Genomic DNA, 24,028 nt, shown 5'->3' with positions numbered 1-24,028 from the left:
TTTATTGACAAATTTCCGTTATTCCTTGGGCACCCACTTATATCCAACTCCCCATACAGTTGAGAGATATAGATCTATAGGAAAATTTGCCTGCCTTAATTTGTCTCGGATATTACGGACATGGGAATCTATCGTCCTATCCTCTGTAAAAGCTTTATTCTCCCAAATACTTTCCAGTAAATGCGCACGAGAAAAGACTTTATTTGGGTTTTTTAATAATAGTCCCAGTAAGGAAAACTCCTTTGGAGTGAGTTGAATCTGCTGTCCTTCATACGTCAATTCATGAGATTCCTCATCCAATTTTAATCCCTTGAAATGAACTGCCTTCGTGTCTTTATCATCCATTCTTCTGAAAAGTGCATCTATTCTAGCCAATAATTCCCCCTCATCAAATGGTTTTGTTACATAATCGTCTGCCCCTAATTGGAAACCTTTAACCACATCCGATTTTTCATTTCGAGCCGTCAGCATAATAATGGGTACTTTAGAAAATTCGCGAATTTTAGCGCAAGCACTCCAACCATCCATTTCCGGCATCATCACATCCAACAATATTAAATCAGCATATGAATTTTTCATATGAACAACGGCTTCACGTCCTGAATTCACCTTGATGCAGTGATAAACGGGAGATAAGTATATACTCAACAAATCGAGCATTCTTGCTTCATCATCTACAAGCAATAAGGTTTTCATTACGGCAACTCCTTTAACGAAATGAAAAAGGCTGTTCCTTTTCCTTGTTCACTTTTTATCTCTATCGTACCATCGTGAGCTTCTATTAGTTCTTTGACGATGGATAGTCCAAGTCCTGACCCTCCAGTGTCCCTAGATCGAGACTTATCCACTCGATAAAAACGATCAAAGATATGAGGAAGGTCCGTTTTAGGAATCCCATGGCCTTCATCTTTTATAATTAGCGCTACCATTCCCTTTTCACTTTTTACAGATATACTTGTTTCAGTATTGGGATTGGAATATTTGATCGCATTATCTAATAAGTTAAACATTACCTGTTCAAATCTCATAGGGTCTATAAAGACATTTACATTTTTCTTACATTCAACGATAAGTTCCATCCCATTTTCCGTGAAAGCAGGTAGCATTTTCTCATAAATAGAGTGTAAAAAGGAACAAAGCTTTACTTCAACTCGATTTATGACAAAGGTATTTTTGTCTAACTTAGCCAAATCAAATAAATCTTTTATCATATCAGACAATTTTTTTGTTTCCTCAAAAATAATGCTCAGATACTGATCGCGGGTGGATTCGTCTATATCTTTTCTCCTTGATACGTCTGCATATCCCTTAATATAGGTAAGCGGTGTTCTTAACTCATGAGAAATGCTGGCCAAAAACTCACTTCTTTCCCCCTTTAGGTGTTTTAAGTCCTCCGCAAGGATTTTTATAGATCTGGATAGCTCTCCCAGCTCATCATCACCCATGTCAGGGAGATTGACAGAGAAGTCACCCGTGCTAAGTTTCTCCGTAGCCCGCTTCATCCTAATCAGAGGCGTAGTCAAAGCCTTGGATAAAAATAGGATGGTGATGATCATTAAAGAAAGAATCATGATGGCACCTGCAATAAAATGATGGTTCAGTCGTGAAATTAAGGTTTGAATCTGATCCGTACTCCGGAACATGTACACATACCCTTTTTGGTTTTGGTTAATTTTAAAAGGCGTGACTGTGGATATATACTTTTCACTTTTCCACCTATTTTCCAGTGTTTCTCCATCACGGGGTACTCGACCTATTTCTTTGGCAATAATCTTTTGCTCTTCATTATCTAATTTCGAGGATGAAATAATAATGTTTTGATTTAATCCCGTGATGATGACCTCTGTATCAGCTTTTGCTTCCATTACAGCAATATGATGTAATGTTTCCTGATTATAGGAATTTTCAAGCACGTCCCGATGACTATTGCCTCTTGCCTGAAGTGCAGCTAATTCTTCTTCTATTCTTGAATCTACAATGCTTGTATGGAGAAAAAAGAACAAAAACATTTCAAGAATAAGCATGGCACCTAAAAACCAGATCCCGAATTTCAGGGATATTTTATTCAAATTAATCACCGCTTTTTCGAATTACTATCACCATCATAATGAAAAAATATCAAAAAATTGTGCAGTTTTTAAGGAGTTTTTGATATTTCGTTAAAAAATAGTTGAGCTGGGTAGAATATGAGTGTTGAACAACAAAATTCTTAGGAGGTTTTATTTGTGAATACCACTTATGAAGAATGTATTAGAGCGTGTCTAGAATGCATGGAGGCCTGTAACACATGTTATGATGCATGCTTAAAGGAAGAAGATCTTAAAATGATGGCTACTTGTATAAGGATAGACAGGGAATGTGCGGATATCTGTGCATTTGCAGCTAAAGCCATGCAATCCAACAGTCCCTTTGCCCATCAGATTTGTCAACTTTGTGCAGACATTTGTGAAGCATGTGGAAACGAATGCAAAAAGCACGATCATGAACATTGTCAAAAATGTGCGGAAGTATGCTTCAAATGTGCAGAAGCATGCCGTAAAATGTCCGCTTAATGAAGAGTCAACAATAATAATATACGTGTGACACCAGAAAACCCATTTCCAACATTTTAATATGGAGATGGGTTTTTCTATTTTCCTCCATTAATACTAATTGAGTCCACCCACTAAATAGTCCCATGCTTTTTATCTAGTAAATATAAGATTGTTTCTTTATCGGAAGTCACTGGCAATGAAAAATCTTGTTTATAACTCTCATGCCCTTTTCCCGTAACGATTACCCAATCACCTTTTTTAGCCATCTTTAAGACAGTCTGTATCGCCAATGTTCTATCTGGAATTACCAGACCATTCTCTGCAATATATTTGTGATATAGATCGATTAAAGTAGCTTTCATATCGAGATAGTCCTCTGTATTTAAATCATCCATAGTTAAGATTGATACATCGCTTAGTTCTGAAGAAACCTTGACCATTTCAGCTCTCTTGTTTTTGTCACGGCCACCTCTAAAGCCAAATATATGAAAAATCCGCTCGACACCTAATTCCTTAGCGGTTTGCAGACAGTAAAAAATCGCGTCTGCAGTATGGGCATAATCAATAACAATAGTTGGGCCATATTCGTCCTTATACACTTCAAATCTTCCTGGAACACCAGGAAACTTCTTAAGAGCTAGTAGAATATCCTCTTTTCCAATTTTCAGCTTCCGAGCAACTGCGTATGCTACTGCTGCATTATATAAATTATGCATTCCAGGCATTGGCAAAATAATTCGTACGATCTCGCCCCCATCATTCAGTAAAACAAAAGCCTTAGTTGCCGTATCATAATCATGGATTGATAGATCACAGAACTTGGATTCGCCAATGACACACGTATTCACTTTCCGTTTTTTCAGGTACTCATGCAGCTTTTCTCCCCAAAAATTATCTCCATTAAGGATAGCCATTCCATTCGGCTTTAATTTTTCAAATAGGAGGGCCTTTGCCTGAAAATAATTTTCCATGGTTCCATGATAATCGAGGTGGTCATGATAGAGGTTGGTGAAAATACCATAATCAAATTCAATTCCCTCTAAACGATATTGAACCAATGCATGTGAGGACACTTCCATTATGACTATCTTGTCCTCGCTGGAAGCGAGTAAGGAATAAAGTTCAAGCGCACTTGGTGTGGTATTATGAGAATCAATTGTTTTTCCATTAATAATATGTTGAATCGTCCCTATGAGGGAGCACGACATCCCACTTTCTTTAATAATTTGATGCAGCATATAGCTTGTCGTTGTTTTTCCGTTGGTTCCGGTAATTCCAATCATGATTTTTTGTTTACTTGGATCTACATAAAATTGCTTTGCAATCTTGCCTAATGCTTTTCGGCTGTTATTCACTTGTAGGTAAGGAACCTCCAAGTTACCTATATCGAGCTCTCCTATCACAGCTGAAGCACCAAGTCGCACGGCATCCTGTATATAATTATGACCGTCGACACTATACCCACTCACAGCCACAAAGAGATATCCCTTTTGGATATCTCTCGAGTTATCCGTAACACCTAAAATCGATATATCTGCAACATTCATTCCTGTTAAATTCTCGATACCGGCATCTTCTATCAATTTTTTTAACATCATAGGTTGGTTTGACTCCTTATTTTCAAATAATCCCCCTTATCTTAGTTTTTAAATATGTAGAAATTATGGAGAATCATTATTGAAATAAAATCTTAATATTATTAAAGGAAGTACCACAGTAATTTTCACGGGCAAATTTATCCTAGTACTCTTTAGTCCTCTCCTTTTTTACAAAAGGATGTATAAATAAAATGATATATATACTTTAATCCTCAAAGAAGAATTTACTTACATATCATTTCATCAACCTTTTTATCCTGCTTTTATGTTGCTTTTATGTCCCGATTAAACATTATAGGAAAATTCCCCTTTATAAAATCATCCCTATTTTGCCCATACTGTTATAACATTATAAATGGAAATACATGCACCAAGTACAATCTAACAGGTAACATCCTTAAGTTTATAGTTACATTACAGTAATTTCCCCAACCATCCCCGCTTCCTTATGTCCGGGAAGTGTACAATAAAATATATAGTTTCCCGCAGGTAGAGAACCTATTTTAGCCGATGCCGACTCTCCTGCTTTTGCATGTAGATGAAAGCTTCCCTCACCATGAAAATCTTCTGTATTTTTTTTATAAAACTCATCACGGCTTACTATATTTATATCATGCTCGTCATTCCCATCATTTTTTAAAGTAATTTCATACTCTTTCCCTCGGTTAATGGATATATTTCGAGGCTCATAACTAAAATCGAGAGCCTTGACCTCTAAGGCTAAGGAGTTACTTATGTTTTCTTTTGGTGCAGTTTCCTGGTTGTGTTGATGCTGCTCGTTTCCGATGTCCTTTGCCATAATTGGCCCTGTAAAGTTTAATAAATAAATCGAGAAGAGCAAAAATCCTCCAGAAAATAAAGGATTTTTCATTAGCTTGACCACAATGTTGGTTTGTTTTTCTCTTATTTCAGACAAAAGGTGATAAATCATAAGTAGATGAACACCCATAAAGAGAATAAATAATATCTTTAATAGCTGTTCAATATTTTCAGAGGGGATCATTTCCCCCAGCATGGCTCCCATCATTCCTCCCATAAGACCCGACAATACACCATCAGTTACCGCTAAAATTCCAAAAGGCATACCCGTTATAAATCCAATAATTATTCCAACAAGTATTCCCCATACCGTCGATTGAAATAGATCTCCTGATTGGTATATGGCAATGATGGTACCACCAACGATTCCACTAACCATTCCTGTAGCCATAGAGACCATCATACCCGACATGAGTCTAATCTGTTTGTACAAAACAGCACACAATATGAAGATGCCTACCAACAATCCAACTGAAACAATTAATATCCAAAGCAGGGAATGAGACAAGAGGATTCCTCCCTAAAAAGTATGTTTGTACATATCTATTGAAAACAACCATAAAAAATACTTATAAAAGACAGATATAGCTAGGATAATGTAGTAAATGTAAAAGTCCTTAGAATCTTGATAAAGTCTGCAAACTTTCTTCACATTTATTTCTTATGATTTCTTTTTAAGGTTCTAATTAAAGTACATGGGATGGGTTTATTCAATAATCCTAAAGACAAAATAAATGAAGAATTCAATAAATGCTTTCAGCTGGTCTCTGTACTGTACACATGTGGAAAGGAAAGTCTTGATTAATTGGTCGGATTATAAAATGTAATATGACTAGGAATGGTACAAGGATGGAAGAATTAGTTTTAAATTGGTTTTCACAGTGGGGAATATTTTCAATTTTTTTGAGCATTCTCATTAATATTGTTATAAGTATATTCGGAGTAATACCCAGTTTTTTTTTAACAGCTAGTAATATTACTTTTTATGGATTTGAAACAGGGATTTTCATTTCCTATATTGGAGAGTGCTTGGGTGCTGGCATGAGCTTTCTCTTATATAGAAAAGGGTTTAAATATGTGAAACATCATGTTCCTTCAAATTCAAAATATCTAAATAAACTCATGCGTTCAAAAGGGAAAGAGGCAGCTATATTAATTGTAGCTCTTCGGCTTTTTCCATTTATACCATCCGGATTGATCAATCTCGGAGCAGCCCTAAGTAAAATCAGCACACTTCACTTTACATTAGCTAGTGCTATAGGAAAAATTCCAGCAATGCTAATTGAAGGATACTCCGTTAAAGAAGTGTTATCCTGGGAAGCTGAAGGGAAAATTGCCTTATTTATTGTTTCATTGATGATATTGATGATTAATTGGTTGATAAAAAGGAAGCGTACCGACGTTTAAGTTTTTGTTTTTCTATTCAAAAAAGAGGCAGATTCGTAAATCCTGCCTCTTCACATGCACTTATCAAAAATTCGCTTAAAAATATGACCCTTTGACAAGGCAAATTCAATTCATCTCTTCAAGAATCCAGGTATTCTTTTGCGGCTAGGCCCTTTCTCCTTCGAATTATCATAATGATAATGGAACCTAAAATTAGTACAAGGGACATGAGTTGAGCCATTCTGATTACATCAAATAGCATAAGCGAGTCTGTACGCATTCCTTCTATAAAAAACCTTCCAAATGAATACCAAATTAGATAAGACAAAAACATTTCCCCATGACGGATATGGGTTCTTCTTAATAAAAGTAAGAATAGAAACCCTGCTACATTCCATAGTGACTCATATAAAAAGGTGGGATGATGATAAACACCATTTATATACATTTGATTAATGATAAAATCGGGAAGCATTAGGTTCTCTAAGAAGCCCCTGCTTACATTCTCTCCGAATGCCTCTTGATTCATAAAATTTCCCCATCGACCGATCGCCTGGCTAAGGATAAGACTAGGTGCAGCTATATCAGCAATCTTCCAAAAAGAAACCTTTTTAACCCTTGAAAAAAAGTATGCTGTTACGAACGCCCCAATTAGGGCTCCGTGAATAGCAATGCCACCGTTCCATACTTGAATAATCTGTTCTGGATACTTTGAATAATAAGACCATTCAAACAGTACATAATAGATTCGAGCGGAAACGATGGATATAGGAACCGCGTAAAGAATTAAGTCCATAAATATTTCCTTATTAAGTCCTCTTTTTTCAGATTCTTTCATTGCCAGCAACAAGCCAATTAAAACTGCTGCCGCGATGATTAATCCATACCAGTGAATCTCTATAGGTCCCAAACTTAATGCTATTGGGTCGAGAGGCAGTTTTTCGTTTTCCAATGTATTTCGTCCCCCTGTATTTTGATTTTTTTATTTGATTAGTATACAGAATAAGTTTGCAGAATTTATGAAGTTTATTAATTTCCCCAGTTCGTTTTACAAACAAAAAACCCTTATAAAGACATAAGGGTCATTGGTAAATGATAAAGTTAGATAAGCATAAACTAAACGAATAGTATTCAAGTTTATTTTTTCAGGGTGCTTTATCCACTGAGATTGTACGTACTATTTCTTTTTCTGTCTTATTAACAATACCTACGATTATTAATAGTATGGATATCCATTGCAATAAGGATAATTGTAAACTTATAATTTCTTGAGGAGAAAGGAAAGAAAAAAACATTCCACAAGCCCCAAGAATAATGGCCGTTTTCCTAGAAAGCTCCCCATGACTTTTTTTAAGATCCGTTTTAAAAGCAATAAATAAGAATATCCCAAATACAATTGCGAAATACAGATGTATGGGATGATATTTAATGGATGAATCAGCCATAGATAACCCCCAAGGAAGATTCGTTGAGTATCCATAGATGGGATTGAAAAGATTGTATAGAAATAAAGAGGATAGAATACCGATAAATAAATAATCAAAAAGCTCCATTAATGCAATCATCATTTTTCTCGACTTGATGTATAAGTACAGAATTGTTAATATACCACCTAATATAAATGACTTATCGTTGCCATTTGTATACAAAATAAGAGAGGGATTTTGAAATAATTCTGTTAGTTGGAAAAGAACAGGACCAAATTTCCAAGTGAATAAAAGTAAAAATGCTGCCCCAGAAAATATGTCTGTCACTTGTTTCCTAAAGGGATTTTTTATGTACCTAAATCGAAAGTCTAATATAAGATAACCGGCTATTCCGCTAATGATGATTATAAGCAGTTTATATTGTAATAGAAAGGGCCCTACATTTATGACGTCATCCATTTAATTAACCTCATTTTCGACTAATCTTTGAAATTTTTCTTCAAATATTTTTTCTCCAGCAAAACCCATAATTTGATCAACAATAATTCCATCTTTATTGATAAAAAAGGTAGTTGGAATAGCTTGGATATGATACTTTTTAGACACGGCATCATCAACATCAAGTAAGACTGGAAATTTAAATCCATAGGTTTCAGCAAAAGATCGAGCACCATCTATAGAGTCACCTGATGTGATGTTTACAGCATAAATTTGTACCTTTTCCCCGTATCTTTCGTTTAATTTTACTAACTCCGGCGCTTCTATTTTACATGGGCCACACCATGAGGCCCAAAAATTAATCACTAAAGGTTTTGATACATCAGACGTAGAGTATTTTTTTCCATCTAACGCCTTTAGTGTAAAACTAGGTCTCTTAAAATTTACTTGGGGAGCCTCTTCCATTTTATTTAAATTTTCTGCGGAAGTGTTTAGGCTATTTTCCTTATTAATTGTAGTAACAAAAGTCCATAATAAAGCAAATAATAATATACCGCTTAGTAATTTCTTCACAATACTCCCTCCAAATCTCATAGCTAAAAAAACTGAATTTTTTTATTGTCCATTTTGGACTCTCCTTGACAGTGTCCGAAACATTCTAAATTACATTAGTAAAGTAGGCTATCAAAATAATAAATACGGACCATATAATAAAAAAAACACAGGTGAAATCCTTTCCTTTTTCCTGGTTTTTCGTTTGCTGCAGCACCCCATCCTACATCCTCCATTTCTTATTATTAATTCTTGAGGTTATTTTACACGTTAAATTTGCAGAATTTATGAAAAAAACTAAAGTAAGCCTTAATTACCTGTGTGAGTAAATCATTATTTTATGGAAAATTCCAAAAAAGCACTTTTACATCCCCTAATTACTTGAAATTCTACTTCCTCTATTTTTCATGATTTTTTATTTTAACAATTTATAAAGCTAAGAACGTAAAACATTTGTTGTTCCTCTACAATCGAGAATATTTAAGGTTAAAAAGATTGAGCAAGCTGATTATTCTTTTCCTTCAGGTAATTGTATTAGTCTCGGATAACCTGCTTATCTGAATAGAGTTAGGCTAAAATAAAAAGCCGTATTTCTAATGAAATGCGGCTTTTTTCCGAATAATTTGTTAACACACAAATTGGATAATAAGGTATATTGGTCACGTCGAGCAGGAGATGCTGCACCTACGGTTGTAGAACATTACGTTTCTCCTGCTGCTTACGCCACCCGTACCTTGTTATGCCTCGAGGCTTGTACACCGACAGTGTCGTAATCACGAGCAACACCACTAGAGCACCAACGGCATGGTTCATGCCTGCCCCCATTGCGCGAAGAACTGTCAAAGAGGTTTTCGGATCCGCTGCTACGCCGACCATGCCGCTAATTGACTGTGTGAATCCCAGCAAAATGATTGTAGCCAAAACGGTAAGCATAAGTTTGAAAATGACCCAATAGTGCCGGAACAATCCCCACGGGGTGCCTAGTGACATGATAAGCCCAGTAAGTAGAGAGGCGAAAGCTAACGGAACGAGGGCGTACCCCGTAATCGGTTCCAACGCTATATAGGCGGAACGCACCAGCTGAACATCCTTACTTGTCTGAGTGACTACGGCGAGCGCAAGGTAGGATACGACTGCACCTATCCAGCCTACTGAAGCTGAGATATGTGCGGTAAGCGCGAACTTGCGTAGGAGGGGTGTCATGATCATCAATGGCCACCTCCAGTAGGTGTATGTTCAGGTGCGTCACCACCAGACGCATCTCTCTCTATCTGTTCAGCCGGCTCCCCCCCAGGTATGTGGCGACCAGGACCATGGTTACCACCGAAGCCGGTGATTTTCAGGATGACAATTAGCAGGACAAGGACGATTGCAATAGTTCCAGACACCCTCACCCAGCGTGGTGTCCTAGGTGGTCGATCCTCAGTGCCGGTGTCATTGCCGTTACGGTTGGAGTTTGGTAATTTATTCATTAAAAAATCCTCCTCTTTTTACTTGATCTATTTATGAAATATCCCAAATTGCTTTATATGCATACCGTTAAACATATTGTAAACGGGCAAAATAAAACACTAATAAAATGAAAATAAAAAGTTATAAAGCAAATCTAAAAAATTATAAAGTGGCAAGTAAAAAAACCTTCAGTTTCAACTGAAAGTTTTTATCACAAATAGTTATGCTACAAGTGGAAGGCTAAACCGAATTCCCAATCCTCCATAATTTGAATGAAAAGCACTAATTTCTCCACCATGATGTTCAATTATCGATTTACAACTGGCTAGGCCTAGCCCACTACCACCATTATCCATTTGTCTGGACTTATCGACCGTAAAAAATTTATGGAACAGAGAAGACATCTGCTGATCCGGCACTCCCACGCCATCATCCTCAATTTGAAAATATGCATAGTCTCTCCGCGTATACCCGCTCATATAGACATTTAGATCATTCTTTTCACCGTATCTTAAAGCGTTACTGAAAAGATTCCCATACACTCGCCGTATCATATGTTCATTAACCATTATAAGCTGGTTCGGTTTGAAGGAATGGTCCCATTTCAGTTTATAATCAAGCCCCGATAATTCAGTTTCATATTCATCAGCGATGTTTTCAAAAAGACTATGTACCTCCACCTGTTTCATATCAATAGTTTCAAGTGTAAACTCATCCCTCGAAAAAACAGAGAAAGCGTCAATCAATCCCACCATGTGCTTTGATTTCTGGATAATAAGCTTATAGTATTCCTGCTTTTCTCTTTCTGAAATATGTTTCTGGATCGTGAGCAATTCCATAAATCCGCTAATTGTCGTGAGCGGAGTCTTTAAATCGTGGGCGATGGCATCAATCATATTGACCTGTTCTTTATGTGCCTGATAAAGCCTTTCTTCCATCTCATTAAAATGATTGTACAGTTCTCCGATTTCATCGTTCCTTCTTGATTGCAGAGAGGTGCGAGAATGACCGATAGTTACTTTTGATAGCCTTGAATTAAGGATCTGTATCGGTTTGGTAATGTTGAAATGAAGATAAACGGTTAAAACAACAAATATTAATCCGGTTAACATACATAGAAACAGAAGCATTTGTAGATGAATCGGACTAAATACATTTCTTAGCCACATATGCATTTGCCCTTCATCTGTTACTTCTACTAAAGATATCAAATATAAAATAATAATAATGTTGATCAGCACAAAAAGCAGCAGAAACAGTAAAGGAATCTTGATTTTCAGCTTCATGTTCACTCGTTCCCTTCAACATATTTGTATCCGACACCCCAGATAGTTTTTATAAAATCGTACTTCGCGCCGAGCTTTTTCCGGATATTCTTGATGTGCACCGTAACGGTGTTTAATTCTCCGTAGTCGTCTCCCCATACGTTCTCATAAATTTGTTCGCGGGTTAATACGTTATTAGGGTGGTTCTTCAGAAAGGATAAAATCTGGAATTCCTTTGTCGACAGGTCCAGCTGTTGATTATTTAAAGAAGCGACGAACGTCTTTTCATTCAAAACAAGCGACGAACTATAAGCTTGAGTATTCATATCCTTATCTTGAGTGAGACTATTCCATTCCTTATACAAGCGATCCACCTTTCTGAAATGAGCTTTAATTCGCGACGTAAGCTCTTGTATGCTAAACGGCTTAGTCATATAATCATCAGCTCCTATTTCCAATCCGATAATCTTATCCATATCCCTGTTGCGAGCGCTTAGTAACAGAATGGGGATGTTGTATTCACTTCTGATATTCCTACAAACTTCTAACCCGTCTATTTCCGGCATCATGATATCAAGAACAACAAAATCAATCTTGTTTTCTCTCAAAATAGATAAGGCTTCTCTTCCGCTATATGCCGGTATCGCTATAAATTGTTCAAATTTTAAGCTTTCTGTGATTAGCATTACGATATCCCGATCATCATCAGCAACCAAAACGGTTTTCTCCATTTTTCACCAACCCTATTCTTTTTTCATTATTTTCATTTTTAGTAGTAAAAACATTTCAGTATAAAATTCCCTTTGTTTAGTTATTTCATAAAGAGATTCTAAAAAAAAGAGAAAGAGTTAGGAAATCCCTAACTCTTTTGGTAGAAATCAGTGTATCTATATAAAAAAACACTAAAGGAAAAGCTTTATTTTTAATACCTTATGTTATCTCTTAGGCTGTAGGATATCTACTTTTTATTTAATACCTTCCGTCTCTGTTCATACTCTTCTTCATTAATTTCACCCTTGGCATAACGCTCTTTTAATAACTTGAGTGGATGATCTGTCACTTTGCTATTTCTCATCAAGGAGCGAACAACTAAGTAAACGATCACTGCATTGATCAGGATCAAAAGAAGGAATCCAACGAACATCATCATGCACATTCCCATCATAGAAGTACCACCCATCATTCCATCCATCATTGTCCTCAACTCCTATTTAGGTTATTTAAGCCCGCCTATAAATTAGGAAGGTTTGCAACCAATTTTGTTTAGAACACGGTTCCCTTATTACATGAATTCCCTATTTATTAGGCATTCTTTCTGATGGCTGTAGGGTTCTTCTTAATATATAATTCATGACTTTGTTATATTTTTTGTAATTTTGTATTTGAAGAATTGAAGATTTGGCTCGGAGGCAAAATCGAGGTAAGAAGAACCCTCATCTTCAACTATGCACTAGGTTCGAAGAACTGAACGTGCGTCGCCGTTAGTCCGAGGCAGCTCCGTGACGGATGGAAAGAAATGTGGTAGCCAACCCACGCATATCAGTTTGCATACCACCGTCAGCATTTTTGCCTTCGTGCCAAGTCTTTGAGGTTTTCCTTTTCAACTTTTAGGATTGTATCCATTTCTGAATGAAACCCCATTTAAAACCATTTGGGTGTGGTGGGTTGACAGTTTAGTTCATATCAGTTAAAGATAAGCTTATCATTTATAAAAAATCTACAACTCGAATGATCAACTCAATTCAACTTGGAGATTAATCTATATTTAATTAGAGGGGTTTGCTTAATTAAATAACTTCAACTTGACCCATCATACCATTTTCTTCATGTTCAAGAATATGACAGTGGAACATATAGACACCTTTATTATTGAATTTCACTGCCAATTTTACTGTTTTTCCAGCTTCAACTCCAATGGAATCCTTCCATCCTTGCTGACTTATTGGTGGTTCTTTTCCATCGATTGAAACAATTTTAAATTGTGTACCATGAATATGGAATGGATGAGTCATACCACCCATCTTATCAGGCTTGTTATATATTTCCCAAATTTCTGTTTCACCTTGTTTTTGCGTGAAATCAATACGGTTCATATCAAATTGTTTTCCATTAATATATACCATTTTTCCCATACCGAATAGCTCCAGTTTTTTCGTAACAGGTAGATTTTTTTCCTCTTCTGTAACTATATAATCATTTAATGTTTCCGGAATCTCAATTGAGTTTGTTTTTTGTCCTTCGATTTTGAATGGTAATAAAATTGTATCCTCTTCATTTACAAGAGCAATGTCACTTTCTGCATTATATTTTGAAAAATCTACAATAATTTCTGCTCTTTCACCTGGAGTTAATGTAATTTCATTCATCTCATTTGCTTCATTCACCAAACCACCATCCGTTGCAATTTGTTTGAATGAATCTCCTGTATTTAATTTAAAAGTATAGTTACGCGCATTTGAGCCGTTTAATAAACGTAAACGAACTTTTTCTTTCCCAACGGTAAGTTTTGGATTCAACGTACCATTAATTAATAATGTATCTCCAATTGTACCATCTTCATTAAGAACAGCTTGGTAATCGAATTGTTTTTCCTCAGTAAATTGTCTATCTTGGAATACTACTGGAAAATCGTTTTCCCCATATTCATCGGGTAACCTAAGTTTTTTAGAATTTTCATCTTCTACATAAATGAAACCTGCTAAACCTTTATATACTTGTTCTGCAGTGGCACCTACTGGATGTGGATGGAACCATAATGTCGCAGCACCTTGATTTACTGTAAATTCAACATCTTTAGCTTCACCAGGTTGTATTACTTGATGTGGTCCACCATCGCCTTCTCCAGGTATCTCGACTCCATGCCAGTGAAACGTTGTTGGTTCCGACATCTCATTCCCTGTTCTAAATGTTACTTTTTCACCTTGATTTATACGAATAACCGGTCCTAAGAATGAACCATTATATCCTAAAGTTTCTGTTTGAACTCCTTTAAATATTTCAGTTGTTCCTTGTTGAGCAGTAATATCAACAATTCCATCCTTTGGTTCAACTAATGGCGGAATTGCAAGTTCATTTTCTCCAGTAGAGTTATTTAATGCTAATTGATTTGTATGGCCTGCATCGCCATTTTCCATATCCATACCTTCCATATTAGCCATATCTTTTTCAGTCATGTTGGAATGATCCATGCCTTCCATATCTGCCATTTCTTCTTCGGTCATATTGGAATTGTCCATTGAATTTCCATCAGAATCAGAACCACTCGCACTACAGCCGCCAATGATGGCTGCACTTACTAATAATGTAAAAATCCATAATTTCGATTTCATCTTACTTCCTCCCTCTGTTTATTATAAAAAGACTGTAACAAAAAAATATGCAGAAATTATGGAATTAATAAAAGTAAATTAATTTTATAAATTTGGAGAATTGTTGATGAAAAATCTGTAGAATTCATTTGATAAACGTAACTTTCTAAATTTTTTGATCGTAAAATCCTTGTCCATTCGTTATCAAAACTATTATCAAAAACAAATTAACAATAACACCTTTTAATGATAAGGTTGGTACTATCAAAAGGTGGGAGTACAATACATTACACTTATGGATATGCAAGAGTTAGTACCAAGCAACAGATTTGATTGTGCAATTAGATTTGTTGAGCAAATACAACTGCACCGAAATACTAACAGAGAAAATGTCAGGTACAAAAACGAATAGACCCGAACTTATTCGATTAAAGGATAAAGTTAGACCCGGAGATTCAATCGTTGTAGAGAGTTTTCCGAGATTAGGTCGAAGTACAAAAGATTTGATAGAGTTAGTTGAGTACTTTGAAAGTAAAAATGTTAAATTGATTAGCATAAAAGAGAATTTTGATACGAATACACCACAAGGTAAACTTATGCTTACTGTATTTCAAGCATTCAGCCAATTCGAAAGAGATCTAATTGCTCAACGAACAAAATAGGGTTTAGAGAGTGCAAGAGCCAGAGGAAGAAATGGCGGCCGTCCAAAAGTGAAAGAAAAACAGATAAATAAAGCTCTAAATCTATATCACTTTAAGGAATACAGCATTAGCAGATTGTGGAAATTCCCGAGATAAGTCAAGCAACATTGTATCGTTTCATACGAACAACACGGAAAGGCAAAGAGAAACCAGCTCAAATTGATCTAGAAAACACTGCAAAAATAAGAATGGGGCTGCGAATAGAAAATAACAATAAATTTGTACGTGGCAAAGGGAAAGTAAGAGAAAGTATCGAACAGTTCCTAAAAGATATTACAAAATGGAGATCATAGCTAACGAGTATATAATATACGTCCCCTACACAACTGTCGATGCGTTAGAAAAGACAGTGTATAATATTCTCGGTGAATTGGATAGTGAGGCAGATATGAGAAATTGTTTTATTGAAGCAGACGTTTATTGCGATGAATTAGGACTCACAGGGTAATTTCAATGCGTTTATTTTTGTTTTTTCCTATTGTCATTTCTTTTTTATTACCTTATTTAACAATTAAATTACTTTTATTGGATGGAAGTAATCCTGCAGACTAGAGCAGCTACCCTGTCACTAGGCCTTATAGGAAATAGTGAGAACGATTACGCACTCATTTTCGGAGTATTAGCTTTTCCCCACCAATTGAAAGTTCCATCGCAAGTAAGCTTTTGTGGTCTATCTTCTGTAGTTTCCTGATTTCAGCAGGGATCGTAATTCCACCAAAGTGAAAGACACAATTATTATAAATATTTTCTTTCAGACTCTTTTCAATAATTATGTCGCTGCCTTTTTGATATACAGAAACCATTTCCCCTTCCTTAAATGGCAGGAAATTACGAATAGCTTTTGGAATATATAATTGTCCGTTTAAATTAATTTTTAAAATGTCTTTGATTATAACATTATTACTCAACACTATCAGTCCCCTAATTGAAATGAGAAAATATTTAAGGTGTTAACTCTATATCAGCGAAAAGAACCCTCACAAGGCTGTAGTAAACTGTTCTTCGAATAAATTCTCTGACCTTTATCGAGTTATTATAAAAAAAAATGTGGAGAAATTGTGGAGATTGTTAAATAAGTACACATAAACAACTTTCATCTAATTCGACTCTTTCTTTATTCGATACAAAGAATTTATTGGATTAACCACAGGGAATAAAATTCTAACAGTATTTTTTGAAACGCTTTTTGTTTCTTCTAAATCTGAAGAAGAAGCAAAGTATTGAAATACCTAAAAGTAAAGAAACAATATGATAATAAGAATATTTTTTTGGGTTTAAACCTTCATCTTGTTTTTCTTTTTGCCGGCCTTCAATCGTTTCAGGCTTTTTTGCCTTATTTAACTGAAAGGAAGCAATAAGAGCCTGGTCTTGATTCCTGATTTCAAGAACCCCAGCACCCGTTATGTCTTCTCTGACTTTTTCATTTTTTGATATAGGAAAGGATTTATTAGCCTCAGTAACGAACGTATTGTTATTAGTCTTAAATTCTTTTCCCTTAGGGATATCGATAACTTTAAAACCTGTAAAGGCATAGTCTAAAAGCTCAATTGTATCGTTATAGGACACAGCTTGTGTCTGCCCTTTCAATATTACAGCAATTACCGACATCCCTTCTCTCGTGGCTGTTGTAATTAAAGTTTGGCCAGACTGGTCGACGTAGCCAGTCTTACCTCCTGTTACCCCTTCATATGGTCGTTCTCTCATTAATTTATGGTGGTTAAAAAGAGTGGTTTCCCAAGCCACTCCTTCCCACTTCAGCTCTTTCGTTCCAAAGATTTCACGAAATTCTTCATTTTTCATGGCATATTGTGTAATCTTTGCTAGATCACGTGCAGTGGTTGTATGTTTGGGATTAAATAAACCGTGTGGATTTTCAAAGTTAGTATCTTGTAGTCCAATTCCCCACACATATTTGTTCAAGGTTGTTGCAAATGCCTTTTCTGAACTATCCATGTGCTCTGCAATGGCCACACCTGCATCATTTCCAGAGTTAATAAGTAAACCCTGTACCAGTTTTTTCAATGGCACCTTTTCACCTTCTTCTAAATAAACCCTTGTTCCATCCACGTTCCTAGCATTTTTACTAACCGAAACGATATCGTTTAGATTCCCCTTTTCTATTGCATAGATGGCCGTTGCCACCTTGGTTAGGCTCGCCGGGTACATGTTCAAGTCCGCATTCTTTTCATAAAGGACTCGTCCCGTTTTTTCTTCCATTAAAATAACCGCTTCACTATTAACATAAGGTGAATTTTTAAAATCCGCTGCTAGTACCTTAGAATAAAAAGGGATATTCAATGTTATGGTAATCAAGCAAAAAACCAATATTTTCTTCATAACTCTACGTAATCTATTGTCAATGAGAGGCACTGTTTTCTTATCAGAATGTATACCTACTTCTCTTATTGCGTCCTTTATAATCATAAAAATTTCTACTCCTTATTTATTTAGCAAGCTACATCACCGTTTATGTTAGAGCAAAAATATGAAGAAATTATGGAGAACTAACTTTTGTAATATAGTATTAACAATAGTTTGTGTATTGTAATATAAAATGAAAGAATTTAGATATGAAATCCATTCACACATTTTTTTAGTATTTCTCCAAAAGGATACAAAAAAAAGCATGAAGATAAGTCTAATAAAATGGACTGTCTCTTCACGCTTTTATAGTTTTGGAAATTGAATACTTACCTTCAACCCTCAATGTTTAATTTCTATTTATCTTTATCCATATCCATATTTTCATGATCCATATTATTCATATCTTCTACCTTCTCGCCCTTGCCGTTCTTCTCTTCGTCATTATTTGAACAAGCCCCCAATGCAAGAAATGTCGCTAAAATAATGGATAAGCTCAATGTTACCCTTAACTTTTAAACACAGTATCCCTCCTCGGATAATTAAGTAAATATCTTGTCATGAACATGTGTAGAAATTATGGATATGGTACTAACTGAAGATTATTCTAGTAAGGGAATATTAAGGAATATAATTTTGTGATTCCGAAGATTTTATATATAGTAAGATTTCTCAGCTTTTTGAATTTGCTAATAAAAATACCCCTTTCACTACCTCCATAAGCCATATTTTTTTTATTTTCGTGATATCTCCTCGGAAACCAAATTTACTGTCGCTATGGTCATGCCCGTACCAAAACAGGCTATGACAAAGCTAGATAAACCGAAAAAATTATACATCCATAACGTAATGGCAAATGTTAACATCAAAATAATATGGGAACGTTTCACTATCTTATCCATTCACTTCCTCCGCTTCCCAATAGTTATCACTAAAAACCTCTGCAAATGCTTTAATGGTATTGGAAAGTTCAGTTAAATTGTTATCAACTCCACCAAATTCAATCAATAAGGCTTTATCGGAAATATCTTGGTTGTATATCCCATTACCCTCGTCTTTCCCTTTTATGAAAATACCACGACTTAGTCCAGGATATTTTCCCTCAAATTTTTTGTTGATTTTTTTTGCGTATTCTAAATTTTTCTCGTAATTTTTATTCTCTTTTCCAACAATGAAAAACAGCCTTGCATACTCTTTACCTTGAATAGTAGTTGTTGTGACTGCTTTACGTTGTGAATCTCTATGGATATCAATCAGTATTTTTAATTTATCGTTAAATCCCATTGCTTCCTGAACGTCTTTACGAGTTAAATTGTATGAGCTCCTGTAGTCCAATTTTTTACTTTTTAAATTTGCAGCCATGTTTTCTGTATTGTGCTCTACCCCTATCCCTTTGTTGATTAATTCAAGGCTTAATAAATCGCCAACAGCAATGACATTGGCCCTTTGATCAGAACTAACAGCTTCATTTGGTGTTGTTGCCCCTTTTATAAAAGGGAGAAAAGCCTCCCAACTATGTGAATGATAAATATATACAGACTTTTCCTGTGGGTTTATTGCATCTTCTTGTTTTCCATCCTCTTCTGGTTGTTTTAAATTCTCTTCGGCAATTTCTCTATCTTTAAGGTAAATATCTAATGGTGGCCCTGATTCAACCGGCAAATTTGTTATATTGGTTCCTTTCCCCGCCACAGCGATTTCCGTGTTATAGATCGATAAGCCTGGTAGTTCCAGGCCAAGCAATGTGCGAGTGTCATTTATTTTAAAATTTGTCATGGATTCAAAAGATAATTCCATCAGGGATGGTGAATTCATACTTTGCTTTTGATAAAAGTAATGATTCTCACTGTTCAATGCCAATATTAATACTTGATCTATAGCAGAGTTGCCAATTATGCCATTTACAGTTCTGGAAGTGAAATTTAATGGGGATGTGACGAGAAAAGCTACTAATGAAAAGGTTAGTATCATTCCAAAAAGCACCATTGCCATGTACCTGATGGGAGTAGTTATATATCTTTTTCTATTGTTCATATAATCACTCCTTTTCCCCAATTAAATATAAATGGGTAATCTAGAATCTTTTATTTTTGTTCAATGGAAATCTTCCAAAAATTATATATATCTGCCTCATCACTTACTTCCTACCCCCAAAGATAAACTCTTTATTCCTTCTCAGTCCTATTTTCTTAGAATTCTTTCGAGACATCCAGATGACAACTCTAAGGTCATTTATCCAATCATTACAAGAGTATTAATTGTATATTTTATAACGAATATAATTGTAGTTTGATGTTGGAATAACTTTTATAACCTTTCCACTCTTATCTTTGTAGAGTTCATATTCACGATAAGTATCTACAAGATAACCATCAATGACATCTTTATCAATAAGCCTTTCATCTAATTCAAAGAGTAATGGTTCTTCCTTTTGTTCTTTAGATTCAGCCATAGCTGGTTCACTTTCATTTACACTTTCTTGTCCATAAAAAGGGGGTCAGTATTATACAAAGAATCCAAATAAGACGATTCTAGATATAAAGTAGGTAACATGAGCATTAAAAGGAAAAATACAGGACTTATTTTCACCCTCTTTTTCACAAAAAGATCTTCCTTTCCTGTTTAATTTTATTTTTTATCATTTTATGGGTACTCATTTAATTAAATGTCTTTATTGATAAATATGCAGATTCTATGGAGATTCTTATCTAATGATTTACTGATTAAATATAAAGGCATCACAGATTAAATCTCTTTACCCTAGCTAAAACTGATAGATTATATTGAGTGAAGATTACAACGAAACAGAGAAGAGATACTTTGATAAAAGTAAAAAAACTAGAGAATATAAAAATAAAAAAACTCGTCTAGATTTGACGAGTTTTTTGCATTATTGCTGTTCATTACAGTTTATCAAACGCACCTCTTCTATATCAAAGCCACGCGAACTTAATATTGAAAAGAAAAATTCTTCATCTAAGTATTCTCCCTCCTTGTTATAATACTCTTCTACAAAAGCACTAGAACGGTGTTTAAAAGCTGATTTATAGTCTGTTTGATGATATATAGGTATTCTTGTTACGTTTTTTAATGGAATATATTCCTCTCCAGTAAGAGGACATTTATTCAATCTTTCTAAGTGTTTTTCATCTAATGACCTATCTATATTTTTTTTGAATTTAAGGTAACCCATCAACAGTCCAGGTTCAAACCAAAGGCCTTTTTGAAACACATAGCTGTGAGTGTAAAAAGTATATGCTGCACCACGGATACTAAAGTTCATATATACTGTATCGATTTCTATATCTTTTCTTGCTACACCATATAACCTTTTTTTCAAGAGAACAGAATTTGGTATTTTCCATTTAAGTATATAAACATCCTCAATCATAATCTCTTTTATAAAATCATCTTTATTGATTAACAAATTATTCATTAACATCACCCCTTTCACAGAAGTATACTTAAATTTTCTGATTAAATAAAAAAAAATAAAAAAACTTAAATTTAGTCGGGAATACACTCATCAAAGCGAAATGAATGTACGATCAGAAAGAAGTGTAGAAAGTTAATTTAATTTTAAAAGGTTACAGCCTGCTACAATATCGTGTAGCAAGGCTATCTAAAGTTAATTAATTCGGAACCCGACACTTTATTAGTCTTTAGTTATGACCCTTATTTTCAATAACTTAATTATTTAGTACAAAACCTTATTATAGAAAAGAAGGCCACTAAATTGTGAAGTGAACCCAAAAAGTTTAATTTGTTATGAAATGGAAAAACGAACAATTTTAACTAGTCTTTTAGTTGTGAATAAAGTACTATTAAATTAGTAATCATTAAGTTAAAACAACAATAAAGAATGGGGATTTTTATGCATGAGTATACTGTGATTGACCATCCTAAACACAAGATATTATTTGGGATTGCAATGGCATCTATGGGTTTATCTAGCCTGGTATCAAATCGTATCCAACCTTGGGTTCAAGAAGTCCTTAATGCCCCCATTGTTGCTACTATCTCTCTAAGTGGTGTGACTTTATTTTACGCACTCTATCTATTGTTTAATCTCTTAGTTTGGAAAGTCCCTCTGTTCCAGAAAATCTTTAACTTTCCAAATTTAGATGGTGTATGGGAATGTTCCGGACTATCAAATAACATTAGATTGAATAAACAATTTAAGTGGGATGGAACTATAACTATAAGGCAAAGATGGGACAAAATCTTGATTACTTTAAAAACTAAAAATTCCGATTCTAGTTCATTAAGTACCACGGGTGGAATTAAGTACTATGCAGGGATGGGATATAAGTTATCATATCATTATGAAAATAATCCAAGTGCTAACTCAGATAAGGATCTAAGAAAACATGATGGGTATTGCATTTTAACCTTTAGCGAGGATGGAAAAACAGCTGAAGGCTGCTATTTTAATAACATGAAAGATAGACAATCTTATGGGGATATGAAGTTGAATAGGAGGAAAGAAAAAAAATGGGGAATTTTGACTACTCTAAAAGGTTGGATAACCTTAAAAAAAGAAGACAAGAAGATGGCGAGTTAATTAAGTCCGAATTTGGTGAGTATGAAGTAATAAAGGAATCCTATGAAGAACTAAAAGAGTCTTCCACTATAAAGTACGTAATCGGTGCAATGAATCCGGTTGATTTAAAGTATACCCATAATACAATTGCAGAAGGGGAAAGAGTAAAGAATCAACTTTCAAAACTTAAAGACAGTGGTTTTGATGTTGAGTTTCGATATCAGGGATCAGTCACCAATAATACACATATCAAGGCCCACAGCGATATTGATTTATTAACGCTGCATTCAGGTTTCTATTCACTGGAAGCCCCTCAAAAACCTACATATCCGTATGCAGGAGATCCGGTGAAGGATTTATGTGAACTGAGAGAGGAATGTTATTCTATTCTGTCAAGTGCTTTTCCGGCAGCAGACGTTGATAACTCAGGTGCGAAATCAATTGGGTTACAAGGAGGCTCCTTAAGAAGAAAAGTCGATGTAGTACCATCAAACTGGTATAACACAAATTTGTATAATCAAACGAAAGAAGAATACCATCGAGGGGTCAAGATCCTGGATTATCATAATAAAGCACGATTAGCAAACACACCTTTTTATCATAATAAGCTTCTGAATGATAAAGATCTTCAAACAGCAACAAATTATAAAAAGGTTGTGAGATTATTAAAGACATTAAAGGCTGACGGTGATGCAAAAATTAATCTCAGTAGTTATGATATTGCTGCGCTTATGTATCACCAGGATAATTCTTCTTACTTAGTTGGCCAATCACCGTTGAGGATTATTACAAACTCCCTTTCATTTTTGAAAAATGTTTATGACAATAAATCATATAGAACTGGTTTGTTAGTCCCTGACAAATCAAGAACTATATTCGAGAAGGCAACTGTCGATGATTTAGAATTAATGATATTTGAATTAGATAAGGTGGCCCAGGATATCATAAATGATCTTTCAGCATCAGGAAGTACAATAAATAAAGAAATTGTTGCGTAAAAGAAATTGTTGCTGAAAGATTCTTTCAGCAATTTTAATAATTGGGAAAGGATTGAGAGAATCTATCCCTAAAACAGCCTTTGCTCAACGGGAGTAAAGGCTGTTTTTGACGAGTTTCTTCTATTTTCCTGCTTTCCATCGATTATTTTTTATTTAGAAGAAATCCAATAGTTGCCACTAAAATCACTAGAAAGATACCTATACAGGCAGTAACTATGCATTCTGTTTTGTCTTTTGCATAAAAACAAATATATGTATTAAAATAGAAAAAAATTAATAAAATTAATAACTTTGTAACGAAGTTAATTGAATTTATTGCTCTCACAGTAAATCACATTCCTTAATGGTGAATTAACGATATCAAATAAAAAATAATTTGAACCTTTAAAAAAATAATAACAATAAAGAGTAATTATTCATAAGTGTAAAATAATCCATTTCCTTATGGAACTAACCTCCCTCACCATCTATGAGCATGTATCTTTTGCTGTTTCTCTAGGAAAACTTCTTGAACCCTCATTTATTAAACTTGCCCCCTATATTAAACATAGTAGACATATTTTCTTAAATCTTCTTAATCATTTTAATATACAAAAAAAGAGAATTGAATGGTCGTATATTGAACATTTTATCCTCTAATTATTAT

The 24,028-nt window shown here is 34.8% G+C and carries 24 protein-coding genes and 1 pseudogene; 5 read left to right on the top strand and 20 right to left on the bottom strand.

The window, feature by feature from the left end; genetic code table 11:
* Nucleotides 1-18: 18 nt before the first annotated feature.
* Together AC1DIV_RS05160 and AC1DIV_RS05155 are read right to left on the bottom strand one after the other, a co-directional pair.
* The gene (locus AC1DIV_RS05160; protein WP_336864853.1) at nucleotides 19-696 is read right to left on the bottom strand and encodes a response regulator transcription factor; all 678 of its coding nucleotides are present in this window, start codon (nucleotides 694-696) and stop codon (nucleotides 19-21) included.
* Nucleotides 696-2,069, bottom strand: a complete 1,374-nt coding sequence (locus AC1DIV_RS05155; protein ID WP_473828778.1) for a sensor histidine kinase — start codon at nucleotides 2,067-2,069, stop codon at nucleotides 696-698. The genes AC1DIV_RS05160 and AC1DIV_RS05155 overlap by 1 nt, the downstream gene beginning before the upstream one ends.
* Nucleotides 2,070-2,225: 156 nt before the next feature.
* Between AC1DIV_RS05155 and AC1DIV_RS05150 the strand changes: the two genes are divergently transcribed.
* A complete protein-coding gene (locus AC1DIV_RS05150; RefSeq protein ID WP_336864857.1) occupies nucleotides 2,226-2,552 on the top strand; it encodes a four-helix bundle copper-binding protein in 327 nt (108 codons plus the stop codon).
* 113 nt (nucleotides 2,553-2,665) lie between these two features.
* On the opposite strand, the gene AC1DIV_RS05145 is transcribed toward AC1DIV_RS05150, so the two are convergent.
* Together AC1DIV_RS05145 and AC1DIV_RS05140 are read right to left on the bottom strand one after the other, a co-directional pair.
* On the bottom strand, nucleotides 2,666-4,132 hold the full coding sequence (locus AC1DIV_RS05145) for a UDP-N-acetylmuramoyl-L-alanyl-D-glutamate--2,6-diaminopimelate ligase (protein WP_336864858.1): 1,467 nt from the start codon (nucleotides 4,130-4,132) through the stop codon (nucleotides 2,666-2,668).
* Between the two features lie 409 nt (nucleotides 4,133-4,541).
* Nucleotides 4,542-5,342, bottom strand: coding sequence for a cupredoxin domain-containing protein (locus tag AC1DIV_RS05140; protein ID WP_336864860.1), 801 nt, complete (start codon nucleotides 5,340-5,342; stop codon nucleotides 4,542-4,544).
* A gap of 458 nt (nucleotides 5,343-5,800) precedes the next feature.
* On the opposite strand from AC1DIV_RS05140, the gene AC1DIV_RS05135 reads away from it, so the two are divergent.
* Entirely contained in the window at nucleotides 5,801-6,358 is a 558-nt protein-coding gene (locus AC1DIV_RS05135) for a TVP38/TMEM64 family protein (RefSeq protein WP_340876988.1), read from the top strand.
* Between the two features lie 118 nt (nucleotides 6,359-6,476).
* On the opposite strand, the gene lgt is transcribed toward AC1DIV_RS05135, so the two are convergent.
* The 9 genes from lgt to AC1DIV_RS05090 form a co-directional block, all read right to left on the bottom strand.
* Complete coding sequence (gene lgt, locus AC1DIV_RS05130) at nucleotides 6,477-7,289, bottom strand: prolipoprotein diacylglyceryl transferase (protein WP_336864862.1); 813 nt, start codon at nucleotides 7,287-7,289, stop codon at nucleotides 6,477-6,479.
* Between the two features lie 193 nt (nucleotides 7,290-7,482).
* Entirely contained in the window at nucleotides 7,483-8,223 is a 741-nt protein-coding gene (locus tag AC1DIV_RS05125) for a prolipoprotein diacylglyceryl transferase family protein (protein WP_336864864.1), read from the bottom strand.
* Nucleotides 8,224-8,775, bottom strand: coding sequence for a TlpA family protein disulfide reductase (locus AC1DIV_RS05120; protein WP_336864865.1), 552 nt, complete (start codon nucleotides 8,773-8,775; stop codon nucleotides 8,224-8,226).
* Between the two features lie 663 nt (nucleotides 8,776-9,438).
* Complete coding sequence (locus AC1DIV_RS05115; protein WP_336864866.1) at nucleotides 9,439-9,831, bottom strand: DUF2269 domain-containing protein; 393 nt, start codon at nucleotides 9,829-9,831, stop codon at nucleotides 9,439-9,441.
* Nucleotides 9,832-9,962: 131 nt separating this feature from the next.
* Nucleotides 9,963-10,142: a hypothetical protein gene (locus tag AC1DIV_RS05110; RefSeq protein ID WP_340876990.1), complete on the bottom strand. Its 180-nt coding sequence runs from the start codon at nucleotides 10,140-10,142 to the stop codon at nucleotides 9,963-9,965.
* A 285-nt stretch (nucleotides 10,143-10,427) separates the two neighbouring features.
* The gene (locus AC1DIV_RS05105; protein ID WP_336864869.1) at nucleotides 10,428-11,492 is read right to left on the bottom strand and encodes a sensor histidine kinase; all 1,065 of its coding nucleotides are present in this window, start codon (nucleotides 11,490-11,492) and stop codon (nucleotides 10,428-10,430) included.
* 2 nt (nucleotides 11,493-11,494) lie between these two features.
* A complete protein-coding gene (locus AC1DIV_RS05100; RefSeq protein ID WP_477575919.1) occupies nucleotides 11,495-12,202 on the bottom strand; it encodes a response regulator transcription factor in 708 nt (235 codons plus the stop codon).
* Between the two features lie 227 nt (nucleotides 12,203-12,429).
* Entirely contained in the window at nucleotides 12,430-12,666 is a 237-nt protein-coding gene (locus tag AC1DIV_RS05095) for an SHOCT domain-containing protein (RefSeq protein WP_063593241.1), read from the bottom strand.
* A 592-nt stretch (nucleotides 12,667-13,258) separates the two neighbouring features.
* Nucleotides 13,259-14,800 (bottom strand): multicopper oxidase family protein, encoded by a 1,542-nt coding sequence (locus tag AC1DIV_RS05090; RefSeq protein ID WP_336864872.1) that lies wholly within the window; start codon nucleotides 14,798-14,800, stop codon nucleotides 13,259-13,261.
* 225 nt (nucleotides 14,801-15,025) lie between these two features.
* Between AC1DIV_RS05090 and AC1DIV_RS05085 the strand changes: the two are divergent.
* Nucleotides 15,026-15,928 (top strand): annotated as a pseudogene (locus tag AC1DIV_RS05085) (recombinase family protein).
* Between the two features lie 157 nt (nucleotides 15,929-16,085).
* Here the strand turns inward: AC1DIV_RS05085 and AC1DIV_RS05080 are convergent.
* From AC1DIV_RS05080 to AC1DIV_RS05050, 7 genes are all read right to left on the bottom strand, one after another.
* Complete coding sequence (locus AC1DIV_RS05080) at nucleotides 16,086-16,391, bottom strand: AbrB/MazE/SpoVT family DNA-binding domain-containing protein (protein WP_063593238.1); 306 nt, start codon at nucleotides 16,389-16,391, stop codon at nucleotides 16,086-16,088.
* A 250-nt stretch (nucleotides 16,392-16,641) separates the two neighbouring features.
* The gene (locus AC1DIV_RS05075) at nucleotides 16,642-17,904 is read right to left on the bottom strand and encodes a D-alanyl-D-alanine carboxypeptidase family protein (RefSeq protein ID WP_477575918.1); all 1,263 of its coding nucleotides are present in this window, start codon (nucleotides 17,902-17,904) and stop codon (nucleotides 16,642-16,644) included.
* Nucleotides 17,905-18,197: 293 nt separating this feature from the next.
* Nucleotides 18,198-18,341 carry a hypothetical protein gene (locus AC1DIV_RS05070; RefSeq protein WP_336864875.1) on the bottom strand — a complete coding sequence of 48 codons (144 nt, stop codon included), beginning with the start codon at nucleotides 18,339-18,341 and terminating at the stop codon, nucleotides 18,198-18,200.
* Nucleotides 18,342-18,575: 234 nt separating this feature from the next.
* Entirely contained in the window at nucleotides 18,576-18,743 is a 168-nt protein-coding gene (locus AC1DIV_RS05065) for a hypothetical protein (RefSeq protein WP_336864877.1), read from the bottom strand.
* Nucleotides 18,736-19,875, bottom strand: a complete 1,140-nt coding sequence (gene spoIIP, locus AC1DIV_RS05060) for a stage II sporulation protein P (protein ID WP_340876994.1) — start codon at nucleotides 19,873-19,875, stop codon at nucleotides 18,736-18,738. Before spoIIP ends, AC1DIV_RS05065 begins: the two co-directional genes overlap by 8 nt.
* A 220-nt stretch (nucleotides 19,876-20,095) precedes the next feature.
* Nucleotides 20,096-20,293 (bottom strand): hypothetical protein, encoded by a 198-nt coding sequence (locus AC1DIV_RS05055; protein ID WP_340876996.1) that lies wholly within the window; start codon nucleotides 20,291-20,293, stop codon nucleotides 20,096-20,098.
* 438 nt (nucleotides 20,294-20,731) lie between these two features.
* Nucleotides 20,732-21,277, bottom strand: coding sequence for a hypothetical protein (locus AC1DIV_RS05050; protein WP_340876997.1), 546 nt, complete (start codon nucleotides 21,275-21,277; stop codon nucleotides 20,732-20,734).
* A gap of 438 nt (nucleotides 21,278-21,715) precedes the next feature.
* On the opposite strand from AC1DIV_RS05050, the gene AC1DIV_RS05045 reads away from it, so the two are divergent.
* Both AC1DIV_RS05045 and AC1DIV_RS05040 read left to right on the top strand, forming a co-directional pair.
* Nucleotides 21,716-22,405 (top strand): Cap15 family cyclic dinucleotide receptor domain-containing protein, encoded by a 690-nt coding sequence (locus tag AC1DIV_RS05045; RefSeq protein WP_101222699.1) that lies wholly within the window; start codon nucleotides 21,716-21,718, stop codon nucleotides 22,403-22,405.
* On the top strand, nucleotides 22,336-23,382 hold the full coding sequence (locus tag AC1DIV_RS05040) for a nucleotidyltransferase-like protein (RefSeq protein ID WP_477575916.1): 1,047 nt from the start codon (nucleotides 22,336-22,338) through the stop codon (nucleotides 23,380-23,382). Before AC1DIV_RS05045 ends, AC1DIV_RS05040 begins: the two co-directional genes overlap by 70 nt.
* Nucleotides 23,383-24,028 lie beyond the last annotated feature (646 nt).

The organism is Peribacillus sp. 05N428 (genome assembly GCF_056397085.1).
This window is presented reverse-complemented; position numbering and strand designations above follow the sequence as displayed.